The organism is Sorangium sp. So ce426, from assembly GCF_051475585.1.
Taxonomy (GTDB): Bacteria; Myxococcota_A; Polyangia; order Polyangiales; family Polyangiaceae; genus Sorangium; species Sorangium cellulosum_B.
Genome location: NZ_CP150341.1, coordinates 11,705,815 through 11,720,765, shown reverse-complemented (window position 1 = coordinate 11,720,765; position 14,951 = coordinate 11,705,815). Strand labels below are relative to the sequence as shown.

15 protein-coding genes are annotated in these 14,951 nt (G+C 70.1%); 11 read left to right on the top strand and 4 right to left on the bottom strand.

What is annotated here, in order from left to right:
- From WMF44_RS44015 to WMF44_RS44005, 3 genes are read left to right on the top strand one after another with little or no spacing between them, the layout of a single operon-like run.
- Nucleotides 1–1,569 (top strand): sugar ABC transporter ATP-binding protein, encoded by a 1,569-nt coding sequence (locus WMF44_RS44015; RefSeq protein ID WP_437296021.1) that lies wholly within the window; start codon nucleotides 1–3, stop codon nucleotides 1,567–1,569.
- Nucleotides 1,566–2,621, top strand: a complete 1,056-nt coding sequence (locus tag WMF44_RS44010) for an ABC transporter permease (protein WP_437296020.1) — start codon at nucleotides 1,566–1,568, stop codon at nucleotides 2,619–2,621. Before WMF44_RS44015 ends, WMF44_RS44010 begins: the two co-directional genes overlap by 4 nt.
- Before the next feature lie 5 nt (nucleotides 2,622–2,626).
- A complete protein-coding gene (locus tag WMF44_RS44005; RefSeq protein WP_437296019.1) occupies nucleotides 2,627–3,595 on the top strand; it encodes an ABC transporter permease in 969 nt (322 codons plus the stop codon).
- Here WMF44_RS44005 and WMF44_RS44000 read toward each other — a convergent pair whose 3' ends face one another.
- The 4 genes from WMF44_RS44000 to WMF44_RS43985 form a co-directional block, all read right to left on the bottom strand.
- Nucleotides 3,596–4,516 carry an SMP-30/gluconolactonase/LRE family protein gene (locus WMF44_RS44000; RefSeq protein ID WP_437296018.1) on the bottom strand — a complete coding sequence of 307 codons (921 nt, stop codon included), beginning with the start codon at nucleotides 4,514–4,516 and terminating at the stop codon, nucleotides 3,596–3,598.
- A 27-nt stretch (nucleotides 4,517–4,543) separates the two neighbouring features.
- Complete coding sequence (locus WMF44_RS43995) at nucleotides 4,544–7,048, bottom strand: GH25 family lysozyme (protein WP_437296017.1); 2,505 nt, start codon at nucleotides 7,046–7,048, stop codon at nucleotides 4,544–4,546.
- Nucleotides 7,049–7,345: 297 nt separating this feature from the next.
- The gene (locus tag WMF44_RS43990; RefSeq protein WP_437296016.1) at nucleotides 7,346–9,274 is read right to left on the bottom strand and encodes a methionine--tRNA ligase; all 1,929 of its coding nucleotides are present in this window, start codon (nucleotides 9,272–9,274) and stop codon (nucleotides 7,346–7,348) included.
- Between the two features lie 433 nt (nucleotides 9,275–9,707).
- On the bottom strand, nucleotides 9,708–10,199 hold the full coding sequence (locus WMF44_RS43985) for an N-acetyltransferase family protein (RefSeq protein ID WP_437296015.1): 492 nt from the start codon (nucleotides 10,197–10,199) through the stop codon (nucleotides 9,708–9,710).
- A 120-nt stretch (nucleotides 10,200–10,319) separates the two neighbouring features.
- Here WMF44_RS43985 and WMF44_RS43980 point away from each other — a divergent pair, with 120 nt between their 5' ends.
- The 8 genes from WMF44_RS43980 to WMF44_RS43945 are packed head-to-tail and all read left to right on the top strand — an operon-like array spanning nucleotide 10,320 to nucleotide 14,898.
- The gene (locus WMF44_RS43980; protein ID WP_437296014.1) at nucleotides 10,320–10,472 is read left to right on the top strand and encodes a hypothetical protein; all 153 of its coding nucleotides are present in this window, start codon (nucleotides 10,320–10,322) and stop codon (nucleotides 10,470–10,472) included.
- Between the two features lie 15 nt (nucleotides 10,473–10,487).
- Nucleotides 10,488–11,024, top strand: a complete 537-nt coding sequence (locus WMF44_RS43975) for a hypothetical protein (RefSeq protein ID WP_437296013.1) — start codon at nucleotides 10,488–10,490, stop codon at nucleotides 11,022–11,024.
- A 20-nt stretch (nucleotides 11,025–11,044) separates the two neighbouring features.
- A complete protein-coding gene (locus WMF44_RS43970) occupies nucleotides 11,045–11,386 on the top strand; it encodes a hypothetical protein (RefSeq protein WP_437296012.1) in 342 nt (113 codons plus the stop codon).
- Between the two features lie 15 nt (nucleotides 11,387–11,401).
- Nucleotides 11,402–12,010 (top strand): hypothetical protein, encoded by a 609-nt coding sequence (locus WMF44_RS43965; RefSeq protein WP_437296011.1) that lies wholly within the window; start codon nucleotides 11,402–11,404, stop codon nucleotides 12,008–12,010.
- Nucleotides 12,011–12,024: 14 nt separating this feature from the next.
- Nucleotides 12,025–12,987 carry a hypothetical protein gene (locus WMF44_RS43960; RefSeq protein ID WP_437296010.1) on the top strand — a complete coding sequence of 321 codons (963 nt, stop codon included), beginning with the start codon at nucleotides 12,025–12,027 and terminating at the stop codon, nucleotides 12,985–12,987.
- Between the two features lie 41 nt (nucleotides 12,988–13,028).
- Complete coding sequence (locus tag WMF44_RS43955; protein WP_437296009.1) at nucleotides 13,029–13,715, top strand: contractile injection system protein, VgrG/Pvc8 family; 687 nt, start codon at nucleotides 13,029–13,031, stop codon at nucleotides 13,713–13,715.
- 11 nt (nucleotides 13,716–13,726) lie between these two features.
- Complete coding sequence (locus WMF44_RS43950) at nucleotides 13,727–13,825, top strand: hypothetical protein (RefSeq protein WP_437296008.1); 99 nt, start codon at nucleotides 13,727–13,729, stop codon at nucleotides 13,823–13,825.
- Between the two features lie 17 nt (nucleotides 13,826–13,842).
- Nucleotides 13,843–14,898, top strand: a complete 1,056-nt coding sequence (locus tag WMF44_RS43945; RefSeq protein WP_437296007.1) for a hypothetical protein — start codon at nucleotides 13,843–13,845, stop codon at nucleotides 14,896–14,898.
- Nucleotides 14,899–14,951: the final 53 nt, after the last annotated feature.

Below are 14,951 nucleotides of genomic sequence, written 5' to 3'. Positions count from 1 at the left end.
GTGAGCCCTCCGCTTCTCGAGCTCCGGGCCGTCTCCAAGCACTATGGCGGAGTCACCGCGCTCAGCGGCGTCGACTTCGCCTGCGAGCCGGGGAAGGTGCACGCCATCCTCGGCGAGAACGGCGCCGGCAAGAGCACCCTCATCAAGATCATCGGCGGCGTGGTCCAGCCGAGCGCCGGGGAGCTCTTGCTCCAGGGCAAGCCGGTCCGGTTCGATCACCCGATCGAGGCGAACGCCGCCGGCATCGTCTGCGTCTTTCAGGAGCTGTCCCTGATGCCGACGCTGACCGTGGCCGAGAACATCGGCATCACCATGCCGACGAACCGCCTGGGGCTCTTCGATCGCAAGGCGCAGGTCCGCAGGGCCGAGGAGCTCCTCTCGCGCGTCGGCTGCGAGGGCGTGAACCCGAACGCCTGGGTGAGCGATCTGCCGCTCTCGCGCCGCCAGATGGTCGAGATCGCGAAGGCGCTCGGCAAGGACCCGCGGCTCTTGATCCTGGACGAGGCCACCTCGGCGCTGACCAGCAGCGACGTCAAGAAGGTCTACGAGCTCCTGGCCGAGCTCAAGGCCCAGGGCGTCGGCATGCTCTACATCTCGCACCGCATGCACGAGATCAAGGAGCTCGCGGACGTGATGTCGGTCTTCCGCAACGGCCGGCACATCGAGACCTTCGCCAAGGGCCAGCGCAGCGACGACCAGATCGTGGAGCTCATGATCGGCCGTGACATGGGCCACGTCTTCCCGCCGAAGCCGGCGGCCCGCGACTTCCCGGCGACGCTGCTCGAGGTGAGCGGCCTGAGCTGGGAGCGGCAGCTCGAGGACGTGTCGTTCAAGCTCGGCAAGGGCGAGATCCTCGGCATCGGCGGGCTCGACGGCCAGGGCCAGCGCGAGCTGCTCCTCAGCTTGTTCGGTGTGCTCAGGGATGTGCGCGGCGAGATCAAGATCGACGGCAAGCCGGTCAAGCTGGCGAGCCCGCGGAAGGCCAAGGACCGCGCGCACGGCATCGCCCTCGTGCCCGAGGACAGGAAGACCGAAGGCCTGATGTTGCCGATGTCCATCGCCGCGAACCTGTCGCTGGCGTCGCTCGACAAGCTCACGAGCGGCCTGGTGCTCGACCGCCGGCGCGAGGCCGCGCGCATCGACGAGATGGTGCGCCGCATCCAGATCAAGATCGGCTCGCCCGAGCACCCGGTCTCGTCGCTGTCCGGGGGCAACCAGCAGAAGGTCGTGCTGGCCAAGTGGCTGATGACGGAGCCGCGGCTGCTGATGCTCAACGATCCCACGCGCGGCATCGACGTCGGCACGAAGCAGGAGATCTACCAGCTGCTCCGCGAGCTGGCGGACGCCGGTACGTCCATCCTCTTCTACACGACGGACTACGACGAGCTGATCGGCTGCTGTGACCGCGTGCTCGTCCTTTACCGGAACCGCGTGCAGGGCGAGCTCGTGGGGCCCGACATCACCGAAAAGAACATCCTGGACCTGGCCCTCGGCCTGCGCGGCGGGCCTGAGCGCGCGAGGCGCGAAGACGAACACGCGCAATCAGAGGCACGATCAGAGGCACGATGAAGGACTGGAAGCTCCGCCTGCGCCAGAACCAGGGCCTGCTCGTGGCCGTCGGTCTGTGCATCGTGTTCTACGGGCTCTACTCGCTGTCCCATCCCAAGGGCTTCAGCGCGTCGCTGGTGGGGCAGAACGCCAACGAGTCGTTCGTGCTCGTGGCGGCGGCCATGGCCCAGACGATCCCCGTGCTGACCGGCGGCCTGGATCTGTCCGTGGGCGCGGTGATCACGCTCGTCAACTGCGTGGCCTCGCACGTCCTCGCCGGCAGCGCGCTCACGATGTTCCTGGGCATCCTGCTGTGCCTGGCCGTGGGCATGGCGGCGGGCCTGCTCAACGGCTGCCTCGTTGTCTATGGCCGCCTGCAACCGATCATCGCCACGCTGGCCTCGGGCACGATCTTCCTCGGCGTCGCGCTGTTCCTGAGACCGACGCCCGGCGGCCAGGTCGACGGCGATCTGGCGTTCGCGGCCACCTTCGATCTCAACGAGCTGCTGCAGGTCGCGGGCGCCGCCCCGCTCGACGGCGCGCTGGGTTTCGTCGGCCAGATCCCGTCGCCCGCGATCTGGATGGCGCTGCTCGCGCTGCTCTGGGCCTACTACCGCCGCACCCGCTACGGCCTCGGCGCTTACGCCGTCGGCGCGTCCCAGGAGGCGGCGTACATGTCGGGCGTCCGCATCAAGCGCGTCAAGCTGGCCGCATACACGCTGTCGGGGTTCTTCGCCAGCGTCGGCGGCCTCTACCTCGCGCTGCAGACGACATCGGGCAACGCCGACATCCCACAGGCCGGCTCCTACACGCTGAACTCCATCGCCAGCGTCGTGATCGGGGGCACCTCGCTGTACGGGGGGATCGGCGGCGCCATCGGATCGCTCTTCGGCGCGCTGGTGCTCCGCTCCGTCGCCTTCAATTTCCGCGTCTTCGACGAGGGCTCGGCGCTCGGCCTGCTCGCCAACCCGCTCTACCAGCCGCTGTTCGAGGGCCTCATCCTGCTCGCGGCCGTCTGCCTCGGCGCGCTCTGGGTCATCCGCGTCAAGAACCGGCTGCAGATCTTCAGGTGAGCTCGATGCAACAGCCCCTCTCCCTCAAGAGCCGCCTCGGCGAGATCGACAGGCCGACCTGGTACGCGCTGCTGTCGATCGGCGTCGTCCTCGTGTGCGGCTCGATCGGCACGCTGGTCACCCAGGGCACGCTGAGCTTCCTGAGCCCGTACTACATCCTGCAACAGCTGCAGATCGCGGCCTTCCTGGGCGTGGCCGCCACGGGCATGATGATCGTGATCCTGCTCGGCCACATCGATCTCTCGCTGCCGTGGGTGCTCACCTCGAGCGCCATGCTGGCCGCAGGGATCGGCGGCTGGGCCGCGCTGCCCTGCGGCCTGGCCGTCGGCGCCGCCGCGGGTCTGGTGAACGGCCTCGGCGTGGCCTACCTGCGCGTGCCCTCGATGATCTTCACGCTGGGCACGAACACCGTGCTTCAGGGGCTGATGGTGCTCTACACCGGCGGCTTCGCTCCGCGCAGCGAGGCGCCGGAGTGGATGGAGGTCCTGGCCGTGGGCAGGACGCTCTCCATCCCGAACTCGCTGTTCGTGTGGATCCTGGTCGGCGGCGTCGCCACCTTCGTGCTGAAGAGGACGGCGCTCGGTCGCTACATCTATGCCGTGGGCAACCAGGAGCAGGCCGTCTACCTGTCGGGCGTCAGAACGCACCTGGTGCTGATCGGCGCCTTCGTGATGTGCGGCGTGTGCTCCGCCATGACCGGGATGCTGCTGGCGGGCTTCTCGCACAAGGCCTACCAGGCCATGGGCAACGATTACCTCATGCCGGCCATCGCCGCGGTGGTGATCGGCGGGACCAACATCATGGGCGGGCGCGGGACGTACCTCGGCACCGTCCTCGGCACCCTCCTGATCGTGCTGCTCCAGAGCATGCTCAGCGTGCTGCAGATGCCCGAAGCCGGCCGCCAGATCATCTACGGCGCCGTGATCATCGCCATGCTGCTGGTCTACGGCCGACAGCGTCAGGAGGGGCGATGACTAGCGCCCCGCGCCGCGGGTGTTCAGGTAAACCGCGTACAGCGAGGTCGTGCCGCAGATGAACAGGCGGTTGCGCTTGGCGCCGCCGAAGCAGACGTTGGACACCGCCTCCGGGATCAGCACCTTTCCGAGGAGCGCGCCGTCGCTCGCGTGGCAGTGCACGCCGTCGCCGGCCGACAGCCACAGGTTGCCGTGCACGTCGACGCGGAAGCCGTCGTACAGGCCCACCGGGCAGGTCGCGAACACCTCGCCGCCGGTCAGCGTGCCCTTCGCGTCGACGCGGAACTTGCGCACGTGGCGCGGGCCGCCCTTCACGTGCGTCGCCCCGGTGTCGGCGATGTACAGCAGCGACTCGTCCGGCGAGAAGGCGAGGCCGTTGGGCTGCACGAAGTCGTCCGCGACGACCGTCAGCGCACCGGAGGCCGGGTCGAGGCGGTAGACGCGCTGCGCGCCCTGCTCGCTCGGCGACGCGTCGCCTTCGTAGTCGCTGTCGATGCCGTAGCTCGGGTCGCTGAACCAGACGCTGCCGTCGGACTTCACGACCACGTCGTTCGGCGAGTTCAGCCGCTTTCCCTCGAAGTGCGACGCGAGCACCGTGCGCGAGCCGTCGTGCTCGGTGCGCGAGACGCAGCGGCCGCGGTGCTCGCAGGACACGAGGCGGCCCTGCAGGTCGACCGCGTGGCCGTTCTCGTTCATCGAGGGCTGGCGGAACACCGAGACCGAGCCGTCGGTCTCGTCCCAGCGCATCACGCGGTCGTTCGGGATGTCCGACCAGACCAGGTAGCGCCCCGCCGGGAACCACGCCGGCCCCTCCGCCCAGCGGCAGCCCGTGTACAGCTTCTCGACGTGCACGTGCGGGAACGCGAGCTTGCGGAAGCGCGCGTCGACCACCTGGAAGCTCGGTGTCAGCTCGATGACCATCGGGTTCTCCTTCTAGCCGATCCGGACTTACCCGAGCGGGTGCACTTCGTACCTCGGAACGCTGATGATCCCCTCGTCGCTCACGAGGCCGCACAGCGCCGGGTCGAGCAGGACGTCGGCCACGCAGCGCTGCTCCGACCCGAGGGCCATCAGGCCGCCGATCAGCCGGACCCCGTGGCTGTAGTCGGCGTAGGTGTCCTCGTGCGGCAGCCGCCGCCGGAGCGACGTGTCCAGCGGCTGCCACGGCTTGCCGTCCGCCTTGTAGAAGCCGAAGATCGCCAGCCGGCGCGCGTGGTGGTGCAGCCGGTTGGTCACCACGACGTCCTTCTTGTGCCCCGCGAGCAGCTCGCCGAGCTCGCCGACCCGGTGCTGCTCGATGGCCAGGTGGTGGTCACGAAAGCGCTCCACCTTGGTGCCGTCCCGGGGATCGAACGGGATGGCCGTCTGCTTCCGCGAGGCGGCATAGATGTCCTTCACGAGCTTCTTCGTCGGCAGCACGCAGCCGCACGCATCCGCGACGCGCTGGGCGGTGACGCCGGTGAGCGGCATGCGCAGGAAATCGGTGTCCGGGCCGATCGCCAGGTAGTCGGCGCACACGTACGCGACGCCCCGCTTTCCGTCGGGCGCCTCGACCGTGACGCGATGGAAGCGGCGCAGGAAGCTGGGCACGTTCCCCCGCAGCACCTCCTGGAGGAAGAGCTCCTCCCGCGCCGCGAGCGACAGGCCCCGGACCTGCTCGTAGAACCTCGTGCCGGTGAGCGCGCCCGGATCGCGCGGCGGCAGCCAGTCGAGGCCCGTCCCGTCGAACACGGGCGCCAGACGCGCGAACCCGGGCTGCGCCTGGCTCGACGCGAAGAACGCCACGGCGCCCCCGGCGTCGTTCGCCCGGGCCGCCGCGGCCGGCTCGGGGGTGGCGGTCACCGTGAACCGGAAGCCGCTCTCCGCGAACGTGTAGCTGCGGACGCCGGCCGCGTCGTGGCCCGGCGTCGCCGTCGCCGCCGACCCGCCCACCGCGCCCTGGAGCTCTGCCTGCGGCCCCGCCGCGCGCGCCGCGCCTCCCGCGGCCGCCCCCTGGCCGACGACGCCCAGGAGCGCCCGGCCCAGCGTGCGCGGCAGATCGAGCGCGCAGGGCGGGCGCGGCAGCGCGCGCTGCATGGCGTCGCGCGTCTCGGGCCCGACCGCGCCGGTCACGGGCAACCCCATCTCCTGCTGGAAGATCCGCGTGGCCGCCTCGGTCTCCGCGCCGAACTCGCCGTCCGCGCCGAACCGCGGCAGGAGCCCGGCGCGCCACATCAGCAGGTGCTGTTGCCAGGCCTTGACCTCTGGCCCCTTGGCGCCGCGCGCGAGCCCGCCGCCGGGCGGCGCGGCGCCGTAGTCGACGCCCGGGATCCGGCCCGCGTGTGTCCAGCCGCGGTCCAGCGCCGGGAACACGCCGACGCCGTGCGCTGTGTCGCGCGCCTCGATGGTGCGGCCGTCGCCCAGGCTCATCGCCACGTGGGCGTGCTCGGGGCGCCCGCCCGTGAACGGATCCGCCGAGAAGCGGAACAGGAGGGTGCCGCGGGTCGCGATCGCCGTGTCCACCGGCATGAGCAGCCGCGCCGCCTTCACGTGGCGCGCCTGCATCCAGGAGCCGTCAGGCATCGTGGGCTCGACGGCGAGCTGGGCGCAGCCCCACTCGATGAGCTCGGAGCAATCGAACGCGGAGGGGTTGGGGTCGGTCAAGCGCACCTCGTGCCCGAAGATGTACCTGTCATCCGCTTGCGAGAGCAGCTTCTGGCAGAGCGCGTCGGCCGTGGGCAGCGGGTCGGACGTCACGGACCCGGCCTCGAGCCGGGCGAGGCGCCGCAGATCGCTCACCGTTCCATTGAACAGGTTGGCGTCCACCGTGTTGGTCCGGACGCCCGGCATCACGGCCTTGGCGGTGATCTGCCAGAACGACCACGCGGACCAGGGGTCCCAGGCCCTGAGCGGCTTCCTGCGCGCCCAGTCCGCCCATGCCTTCGGGTCGGCCGGGGGCCTCGCCCGCACCGAGTCGAGGCCATAGGTGTAGTTCGCGATCCAGAGCGGGCAGTCGACGAACTCGGAGCTGCCGCCGAGGTGATCGTGCCAGAAGTTGTGGCGGGTATAGAGGATGACGGAGCGGCCCGGGTAGCGCGCCTTCACCTCCTGGACGAAGCGGCGGGTCCACACCTGAAGAGCCAGGGTGTCCTCCGACGTCCAGACATGGCCGCTATTGCCCGCGTGCTGCGTCTCCTCGAGGTCGAGCACCATGTCGAGCTCCCCCGGCTCGAGGTCGCCGACCGCGCTGCAGAGCCTCTGCGCCTGCTCGGCGGCGTCGAGGCGCGGTAACGCGTAATGGTAATACCCCCGGAGGACCCCGCAGCGCGCGGCCTCGGCGCGGTTGGTCGCAAACTTCCTGTCGACCCCCTCGATCCCGTACGTCGCCCGGATGAAGACGAAATCGAGCCGTGAGGCGAACGCGTCCCACTGAATATTTCCCTGGTGGACGGAAACATCAGCACCGCTCAACATAGGCTCCCTCCTCCGCCGCACGCGCGGAGCGCGGCCTCGTGCCCGAGAGCCGTGCCCTGCGTGCGCGCCTTTGCGCTCCTATCGCGCCGCCCGGGCGACGTGATCCCCGGGGTACTCAATTGCTATCGCAGGGCGGCGCGTCCGTCGAGTCAGGCCGATGCCGCGGGGCATCCGTCCCTGCGGTCATCGCGGCTGTGGACGCGGCGATCAGCGCGTGTGTTGGAAGCCGATGGCACCGTACAGCGGAAGATGCGAGACGCCTTCACGCTCGTGAACGGCGGAGGCAGCGCCTCCCGATCAGCGGGTCTCGCCCTCTCTCGACGGTGCCGGGAAATACGGCTGCTTGGCGCCGATCTCGTGGCCCGCGGGGATGGGCGTGCCGAGCTCTTCCAGGCGGAACACCTCGGGCGGCAGCCGGAGCGACGCGCGGAGGCGATCCATCGTCTCGGGGACGAACGGGTAAAGCATGATCATCAGGGTCTTCAGCACGTAGAACGACGTGTAGAGGGCGTCGCGGCGCCCCTGCTCCGGGTGCCGATCGTCGTGCGGTTTGTACTGCGTGAAGAGGCTGTTGATCGTGCGGGCGTAGTTCTCGATCTCGAAGAGGAGGTTCGGGTAGTCGGCCCGATCCATGGCGCGCACGTAGCGCTGGACGATGCGCACCGTGTCGGCGACCACCTTGTCGAGCAGGGCGCCCTCGGGGACCTTGCCGCCGAACTTGGAGTGCACCGCCGAGATGGGGCGCTCGAACGCGGCGTTCATCGGCCCGGCGAGGAACTTGTTGCGCTCGTCGAGCTTCTCGAAGTCGAAATCCGAGGGTTTTTCCGCGAGCGAGAGGAGCGCGAGGTAATACCGGATCTGATCGACGGAGTAGCCCTTCTCGTCGAGGAGCTGATCGCCGGTGAAGAAGTTGCCGCGGCTCTTGCTCATCTTCTCGCCGCCGACGAGGAGATGGAAGCAGCCGAAGACGTCGGTGAGCTGGAGCTCGCCCGCCGCCGGCAGCCGGTGCGGGTCCGCCTGCGTCCCGAGCCACATGGCCCCCTGCATGAGCACGTAGAAGTAGACGTTGTCCTGCCCCAGGAACTGGACCACGCGGGCCTCGGGATCGCGCCAGAACTCCGCATAACGCGCCGGGTCGACCCCCTTGTCGCGGAGGGCCACCTTCGAGAACGAGATGGGCGCGATGAGCGAGTCGGGCCAGACATAGAGCGTCTTGCCCGCGAGGTCCGGATCCTCGGTGATCGGGATCCCCCAGGTGATGTCGCGCGTGATCGACCGGTGCGCCCACTCGTCGACGAGCTCGACGCGGACGCCGTTCTGCTCGAGGATCGCGCGGCCGCTCTCCAGATCGGCCTTGTTGCCGAACTGGACGACGAGCTCCTTGCCGCGGGCGAGCTTGCTCTTGTGCTTGGGGAGGCTCGCCTTGATCTCCTTGTAGGTGGCCTCGTGCGCCCGGTCGAGCCGCACCGAGGGCATCACCGTCTCCAGGACCTCGGACAGCATGGCGCGCCGCCACGTCTTCTCTTTGCCGCTGATCCACGCGCGCAGCGTCTCGGACACGGACCACATGTCGAGCCACCAGTGGACCGTCTCGCGGAGCTCGGGCACGGCGTCGCTCAGCGTGCTGCGCGGGTCGAGGAGCGCGGCCGGGGCGTGCTGCTGGCCGCAGCGGTCGCACTCGTCGCTGTAGGCGTCCTCGTTGTCGCACTGCGGGTTGGGGCAGCGGCCGCGCACGTAGCGGTCGGGGAGGAATCGCCCCATCTTCGGATCGAACCACTGACGCGTGGCGCGCTTCTCGAGGAGGCCGTTCTCCGAGAACCGCGTCAGGAACTCGTGCGCGAGCTCTCGCTGGAGCGGAAAGGTCTCCGGCTGCGAGGTGCCCGTGAAGGCGTCCAGGCTGATGCAATACCGCTTGAGCGTCTTCTTCTGCGCCTGCTGGATGCGATCGATGTACTCGCGGATGGGGAGCCCGGCCTGGACCGCGGCGATCTCGCTGGTCGACCCGTGCTCGTCGGTGCCGCACACGTACAGCACGTTCTCTGCCCCGATGAGCATTCGACACCACCGAGCGTAGATGTCGGCGGGCAGCTGGGCTCCGGCGAGGTGCCCGAGGTGCAACGGGCCATTCGCGTACGGCATGCCCGCGGTCACCACCATCCGCTTGGGCCTGCGGAGCTGCCCGATGATCGAAGCGACGTCGGAGGGGGGGCCTTTACGCGTTTCCATTGGTAAATCCAGGGTTTCCTTTAGCCCGAAGCCCCTCCCCTGACAACCGCAAAGGGCGTACCCGCCGGAGCGGCGAGCGCGCGCGTCACCCGTTTTGACCGGATTTCCACGACCGGATCGGCGCGGACGCGCACGTCGATCGCTCCAGAGGGAGCCGCGGACGATGCTGCCCGCTCGCCACGTGGTGAGCGCTGGCCAGCGGCGGCGCGGTGTCGTGGGGCGGAGGGAGTCGGGGGCGAGGCGCCGGCGATCCGCGCTGAAGCGCGAGCTCGCCCTGGCGGCGCTCGGCGGCGGCGCTCCACACGAATCGATCGAATCCGATGCTTCCCCCGCGGGCTTCCCTCGGTCGACTACACCCGTGAGGACGACTTCGAGCGGCGGGCACAGGGAGCGTACCAACCCACCGAGTCACCGGAGCCGGGTGAGGAGCCGTTCAGGCGAGCGCGCGGGACATCCGGAGCTCGTCGAGGCCGTCGCTGGTCTTCGCGCCGCCGTCGAGCGCGAAGCCCGCGCGCTCATAGAACCGGATCGCGCGCGCGTTGCCGCGCAGGACCCAGAGCTCCGCCCGCGGGAAGCCTCCCGCCGAGAGCCAGGCGAGCGCGTCGATGATGAGCGTGCGCCCGGCGCCTGTCCCCCAGGCGTCGGGGTGTGCATAGAGCGCGTAGAGCTCGCCGTGGCGCGGGTCGTCGCGGCTTGGCCCGGCGCTGGCGAAGGCCACGACTCGAGCGTCGCGCTCGAGCACGGTGGTGCGTGATCCGGGCAAGGGCTCGGCGAAGTTTCGTTGCCAGCGTTGCGTCCGGGCCTCGACGGTGAGCCCGTCGAGCACGGTGTCGGGCATCAGGCCGCGGTAGGCGGCCTTCCACGCGGCGACATGCACGACGGCGATCGCCGCGGCGTCGACGCCGGCGGCGGGACGGATGGACATGCGCCGAGGCTGCCACCGCGAGGCGGCCGTGACAACGGGCGGGCGGAGCGCACGTTGCGCCATCTCCTCTCGAAAGCCTGCGGAATACAGCGGGTTCACGCGATAGCTGTCGCCTCGCCCGTGGACCGATCCATCGGCCAGCGGCTGGTCGTCGTCACGTACCGTGTCGAGTTTCAGTACCCCTATCTCCGCCGGAGGCGGCGCTCCGCCGCGCTCGTCCTTGGCCCGGGGCGCGCCGCGCCGCAGGCCGAGGAGCAGCGCGGCGGCCATTGAAAGGATCGACCACCCATGGGCGTCCCCTGCATGCCGGTGCGGCCTTCGTGCTTCGTTCAGAGCATCGACCTTCACGGCGCGCTCGGCACGCTCATCGCCCCGCCGGCCCCGCCCGTGCCGTTCACGCCCTCCGACATCACGATGTGGTTCGCGTTTTCGAACACGCACTACGGCACCGGCGACCGGCCGGTGGCGAGCGTCCTCATCTGCGGCGAGCCGCTCTCGTTCCTCTTGAACCTCCTCTTCGGCGGGCTGAAGGGAACGGGGAAGTTCTTCGGAAAGATGGTTTTCAAAGCGATCATGCGGCGCATCGCGCCGAAGCTGCGGGGTCTGCTCGGCAAGGGGCTGGCGCCCGTATTCGATTGGATCGTCGAGAAGGTCAGCGAGAAGGCGGGGAAGGTCCTTGGAGAGCAGGCGGGCGAGGCGATCGGGAAGTGGCTCGGTAAGGCCGCGGAGGAGAAGGCCAAGAAGGCGACGAGCGACAAGCTCGGCGGCCTGAGCCCCGACGACCTGCTCGGCTTTGGAAACGACCCGCCTCTCTGGGCGCGTTGAGCGCCGCCATGGCACGACGCATGAGCACCGAAGCCCCGGTCACGTCGATTTCCCACTTCACCAAGGACACCCAGGGGAGGCGCTACGCGCACGTCCTGGCGAAGCGCACCTATCGCCTGCCGCGGACGCGCGCCCCGGAGGTCGCGCCCGAGCAGCTCGCCATCGTGAGCGAGCTCGTCCAGATGATCCTCGAGCTCTTCGGCGGCGCGCCCCGGGAGCTCGCGCCGGGGCTCCGCACCGTGATCCTGCGCCCGGACAGAGAGCTCCTCGTCTGCGTGTGGGTGGGAACGATGCCGGTCGACAGGCCGCCGACCGAGATGCAGCTCGAGAAGACGCGCCACGCGGTACGGTGGAGCCGATGATCTGGGTGAGGGGGAATGAACACGCGCCGTGAGCCGCTCGCCGGGCAGGCGATGGAGATCGATGACGTACCTTTCGTCGAGGCGGTGGATACCGTCGCGACGGCGCGGCGGGACGAGCGAATCCCGATCCGCTGGGGCAAGACGATCCAGGTGACCTCGGCGCCCGATCACGAGCGCGTGGTCCTCGTGAGCGGGACGGGGCGCGTCGAGCTCACCCTCGAGATCACCGCCTCCGGCGCGAAGGTGGTGCTCGACGCGACCGACGTCGAGCTCCGCGCGAGCCGTGAGGTGGCGGTCGCCTGCGACAGCTTCAAGGTCGCGGCCCGCCGCTTCGAGGTCGACGCGGCCGAGGTCGCGGTGATCACCGCGCAGGACGCGGCGATCACCGCGACCGAGGGCGACGTGGCGATCACCGCGAACGACGACGTGAAGGTGAACGGCGAGCGCGTGCTGCTCAACAGCGACGGGGAGTCGCGGGTGCCGGGCTGGATGAAAGCGCAGCTCTCCGCCACCCTCGGCGCAGCACCCGCGGCGCCCGCCGAGCCGGCGACCGTGGCTGCATCGGACGTGTCGGGGGACGAGGACCTGCTCCGCGCGTTCGACGAGGGCGCGCGAGAGGGGTGAGAGACGGGCGCGCGATGGATGCCGAGGAGCTCACATGGAACCGGAAGGGGCAGCTCGGGCCCGGGCAGCGCCGCGAAATAGAGGCGCAGCTCGGCGCGTGGCTCGCGCGTCCTGAGTACGACGGCTGGCGGCGTGATCTCGCGGACGGGCGGGTCGTCGCGTTCGAGGGTGAGGTGGTCTTCGATTTTCAAGCGATCCGCGACGAGCGTTCGGCAGATGCGCCCCGACCAGGCCGGCTCGAGCCGGTGCAGGCGGCCCATTTCGCCGTGGCGCCGCGGCAGGCGCCCGCGCTTCTCGCACCCTGGCTCGGACTCCCGCCGGGCCCTTACCGGCTCTACCTCGCGCCCCACGCGCGGACCGTCGTCGGCGCCGAGCCGATGGCCTCGCCCGAGGTGTACCAAACGAACCTCCACGCGGTCCTCCGCGGCGCGCAGGACCTCACGGAGGCGACGCTGGCAGCGAACCGGAGCGGCCGGATGAGCGCCGAGCAGAGCGCGGCGCTCGCGGCGCGGCGGGGCACGGACGCGGCGTTCGCGTCGAGGCTCGGGTGCGCAGGCGTGTTCTTCCTGCTCCTGGCGATCGGGGGTGCGCTCCTGGATGGGCTCTCCGGCCCGAGCTCCGCCGGCCGCGCCGCGCGGTGGCCGGCGCTGCTCGCCGTCGCGGGGGGAGCGTTCGCGCTCGCCATCGTCGCGGCCGTCCACCGTCGCTTCGCGCGAGCCGCCGAAGCGGATGACGCGCGCGAGGGGCGCGCCGTCGCCGTCGAGGGGCCGTGCACGAAGCAGCTCGTGATCCGCCACCACGGCCGGATCGAGCGATCGCTGCGGATGGGCGATCGCTCGTTCGACGTGTCGCACCAGGGCGAGCTCTTCGCGGCCGTCGTCGAGGGGCCGATCTACCGTGCCTACGCTGCGCCGCGCTCGGGGCGGCTCCTCGCGATCGAGCCCGCGCGGGTGCAGCTCTCGTTGGGGTCCGGATAGAGTGAGCGAGCGGCACAGATCACAGAGCGCTGGAGTGTCGAATGGATAAGGACTTCACGTTCGCCTGGGAGGGGGCCAGCTCCTCGGAAGGCCCCTGGCGCCACCTCGAGGTGCTCGAGTTCCGAGGGACCGAGGCCATCAACGCTCTCTACGAGTTCGAGATCGATCTCGTGCGCCGCGGTCACGCGCCCGACGTCGACGTCTCCGACCTGGTGGGCGCGCGCGCCGCGCTGCGGATCCGCACCTGGACCGACCCGCCGTTCCGGATCATCCATGGCCTCATCAGCACGGCGCGGGAGCTCGGCGATGTCTCGTTCGGGACGCGCTATCGTGTCACCCTGGTCCCGCCCTTCTTCCGCGCCACGATGATGAAGAAGAGCGTCATTTACCTGGAGAAGACGCTCAAGCACATCCTCGAGCAGGCACTAACCCGGACCGCCTGGGGCGCCGGGCTCACGCTCTCGAAGAGCGACTCGCCGCCCGGCGACGACGGCGATGAGAGCGCGTTCAAGCCCGCTGCGGCGACCTACCTGTGGTCGATCCGCGACCTCAGGCGCCTCGTCGACGACGCGGCCAGGCCCTACTGCGTGCAGTACCAGGAGGCTGACTTCGCCTTCATCGCGCGGCTTTTCGAGGAAGAAACGCCGCCTGGATCGATATCAACGGCTCCGCGAAGATCCGCGTCGGCACCGCGCTCTACGAGCTCAACGCCGCGACCGTGCTGGTGAACGGCGGCGCGGTGTCGATCCAAGGGGACGTGAAGATCACGGGAGGGACGGTTGACATCAGCGGAAGCACGGTGACGGTCACCCGGGGCACGGTGAAGCTCAACTGCTGACGAAGTCGAGGAGAGTGATGACCGACGCGAGCGGCGCGCCGCCCGAGGGGCTCGGGAGCGGAGAAGACGACGGCGAGGAGACGACGCACGGCGGGCTCACGATCGCGCGGTACGGGGAGATCATGGCGCACGTGCGCTATTTTTCTCGCGCCAAGAAGCATGAAGTGCTCGTGCGTCTCGGGGTCGACGAGGACGACTGGGAGGAGGCCGTCTCCTCGTGGACCGACGCGCTCGCCGACGCGAGCGAGCGGGAGGACGAGGGGCTCTCGCGGCAGTTCGGGCTCGCGGTGGCGCAGACGAAGGACCGGCTCGCCCGCGAGAAGCCGCCCATTGCGTCGCTTGGTCCGCTGCCCGGCGAGCGCGAGAAGGAGCCGGCGACGGCGCAGCAGCTGCCGCTGCAGCCGGTGGTCGAGCCGAGCGCGCCGCCTCCGGCCCAGCCGATACGGAACCTCGCGCCGCCTCCGCTCGGGCTCGTGGCGCCGCCCGTGCCTCCCACCCCCGTCGCGCCGGCCTTCGTGATGCCGAAGGGCATGAGGCACTGGACCGACATTCATGGGACGCAGCCCGCGCTCGCAAATGCGCCCGTGAAGCCGGCGCTCCCGTTCTCGTCAGGCGAGCCGGGCGACAGGTCTGGCTCGCCATCCCACGCGGCTGCCCCCGCGGAGGCCTCGCGGGCGCCGGGCCCCGCCGCGCCGCGGGTGGGGGGCGAAACGCTCGATATCTCGTCGGTCGTCAAGGCCGTGCTGGCGCAGGGGAGCTCCGTGAGGCCGGCGTCGGCCGTCCCGCAAGGGACGCCCGACGTGCGGACCTCACCCGCGCCGCACGACGTGCTTCCCGCGGACGCGGCGCCGGGGCCACCGACGCTGACGCTGGAGCAATATGCATCGCTCTGCGTGGAGTTCGCGGCGGCGCCGGGTCAGGCGCAGGAGATCTCGTCGCGGTACGGGCTCACGCAGGAGCGATGGACGAATGTCAACGCTTACTGGACAGGGCGGATGTCGCGCGAGCCGGCGGTGCGGGCGGCGTGGGAACGGGCCTGTGTGACCTACAGGCAGTGGCTGATGCGGAGGTAAGATAAGATAGAGGATGCCTACGCTTCAGCTTCAAGCGATTCCAAAGGCCTTCA

Bases quoted from the DNA above. Each gene is read 5' to 3' on its own strand.
- WMF44_RS44005 (WP_437296019.1), top strand. From the start codon at position 2,627: ATGCAACAGCCCCTCTCCCTCAAGAGCCGCCTCGGCGAGATCGACAGG.
- WMF44_RS43970 (WP_437296012.1), top strand. From the start codon at position 11,045: ATGAGCACCGAAGCCCCGGTCACGTCGATTTCCCACTTCACCAAGGAC.
- WMF44_RS44010 (WP_437296020.1), top strand. From the start codon at position 1,566: ATGAAGGACTGGAAGCTCCGCCTGCGCCAGAACCAGGGCCTGCTCGTG.
- WMF44_RS43975 (WP_437296013.1), top strand. From the start codon at position 10,488: ATGGGCGTCCCCTGCATGCCGGTGCGGCCTTCGTGCTTCGTTCAGAGC.
- WMF44_RS43990 (WP_437296016.1), bottom strand. From the start codon at position 9,274: ATGGAAACGCGTAAAGGCCCCCCCTCCGACGTCGCTTCGATCATCGGG.
- WMF44_RS43965 (WP_437296011.1), top strand. From the start codon at position 11,402: ATGAACACGCGCCGTGAGCCGCTCGCCGGGCAGGCGATGGAGATCGAT.
- WMF44_RS43955 (WP_437296009.1), top strand. From the start codon at position 13,029: ATGGATAAGGACTTCACGTTCGCCTGGGAGGGGGCCAGCTCCTCGGAA.
- WMF44_RS44000 (WP_437296018.1), bottom strand. From the start codon at position 4,516: ATGGTCATCGAGCTGACACCGAGCTTCCAGGTGGTCGACGCGCGCTTC.
- WMF44_RS43960 (WP_437296010.1), top strand. From the start codon at position 12,025: ATGGATGCCGAGGAGCTCACATGGAACCGGAAGGGGCAGCTCGGGCCC.
- WMF44_RS43995 (WP_437296017.1), bottom strand. From the start codon at position 7,048: ATGTTGAGCGGTGCTGATGTTTCCGTCCACCAGGGAAATATTCAGTGG.
- WMF44_RS43985 (WP_437296015.1), bottom strand. From the start codon at position 10,199: ATGTCCATCCGTCCCGCCGCCGGCGTCGACGCCGCGGCGATCGCCGTC.
- WMF44_RS43945 (WP_437296007.1), top strand. From the start codon at position 13,843: ATGACCGACGCGAGCGGCGCGCCGCCCGAGGGGCTCGGGAGCGGAGAA.